This window comes from Limimaricola sp. G21655-S1 (assembly GCF_027213785.1).
Classification (GTDB): Bacteria; Pseudomonadota; Alphaproteobacteria; order Rhodobacterales; family Rhodobacteraceae; genus Limimaricola.
This window is the reverse complement of the sequence record NZ_JAPWGO010000058.1, coordinates 1,360-2,564: the sequence shown is the minus strand read 5'-3', so window position 1 is coordinate 2,564 and position 1,205 is coordinate 1,360. Positions and strand designations below refer to the sequence as shown.

3 protein-coding genes are annotated in these 1,205 nt (G+C 63.8%); all 3 read left to right on the top strand.

Annotated elements, in window-relative coordinates; genetic code table 11:
- On the top strand, positions 1 to 394 hold a 394-nt coding region (locus tag O4G76_RS19760), incomplete at its 5' end, for a helix-turn-helix domain-containing protein (RefSeq protein ID WP_269398868.1).
- Positions 391 to 717 (top strand): YnfA family protein, encoded by a 327-nt coding sequence (locus O4G76_RS19755; protein ID WP_269398867.1) that lies wholly within the window; start codon positions 391 to 393, stop codon positions 715 to 717. The genes O4G76_RS19760 and O4G76_RS19755, both read left to right, overlap by 4 nt.
- A 105-nt stretch (positions 718 to 822) precedes the next feature.
- The coding region (locus tag O4G76_RS19750; RefSeq protein WP_269398866.1) for a transglutaminase family protein at positions 823 to 1,205 on the top strand (383 nt) is incomplete at its 3' end.

The following is a 1,205-nucleotide window of genomic DNA, read 5'->3' as shown; positions in this document are numbered from 1 at the left end:
CACGAAGGTGCAGACCATCCGCTATTACGAGCAGGTCGGCCTGATGCCCGAACCGGGGCGGACCGATGGTGGACAGCGCCGCTATGGACATGCCGAGCTCGACCGCCTGTCTTTCATCCGTCATGCCCGGCAGCTTGGCTTCTCGCTCGATGCGATCCGTGAACTGCTCGACCTCAGTGATCATCCCGCCCGGTCCTGCGAGGAGGCGGACGCCATTGCCCGGCGCCAGCTCAAGCAGGTCGAGCAACGCATGGCCCGGCTTGAGGTGCTGCGGCTGGAGCTGGAACGCATGATCGAGGAATGCAGTGGCGGGCGAGCGGCGGATTGCCGCGTGCTCGAAGTGCTGCGCGATCACTCGGAATGCCTGACGGACCACGAGGGCATCGGCACTTGAACGCCGTCATCGCTTATCCGCTGGCCGCGATCGCCGAGATCGCGGGATGCTTTGCCGTCTGGGCCTGGTGGCGGCTCGGTGCTTCGCCGCTTTGGCTCCTGCCTGGCATGGTTTCATTGGCGCTGTTCGGATGGCTACTCGCACAGGTCGAGACGTCCTCGGCGGGGCGTGCCTTCGCGGCCTATGGCGGTGTCTACATCGCCGCCTCGGTGCTGTGGATGTGGCTGGCCGAAGGACATCGTCCGGATCGGTGGGATCTTATCGGGACGATGGTGAGCCTGACGGGCGCAATGATCATTCTCGCGGCGCCACGCGGCACGTAAGCGGAAACGCTTGAAGCTACAGTCACTGTAGGGACTATCTCTCTTCCCGACGATTCGTGGAGAGAGTTCGTGCAAACTTCCCCCTGCCTGACGGCAACCACCCCGATGTTGGATTTCAAGGTCCCAGCCATCGCCGCTCTGATCGAGGCGCGGGGCTGGTCACGTTTGCCGCAAGCCGATCGGATCGGCGCCATCTACGATTTTGTGCGCGACGACATTCCCTTTGGCTACAACCGGGCGGACGACATCTCGGCCAGCGACGTGCTGCGGGACGGCCATGGTCAGTGCAACACCAAAGCCACCCTGTTGATGGCGCTCCTGCGCGGCGTGGGGGTGCCATGCAGGCTGCACGGGTTCACGATACACAAGGCGCTTCAGCGCGGCGTGGTGCCGGAGGCGGCCTATCCGTGGGCTCCGGCGGAAATCCTGCATTCCTGGGTCGAGGTCGAACTGGATGGTGATTGGCTGAACCTCGAAGGGTTCATTCT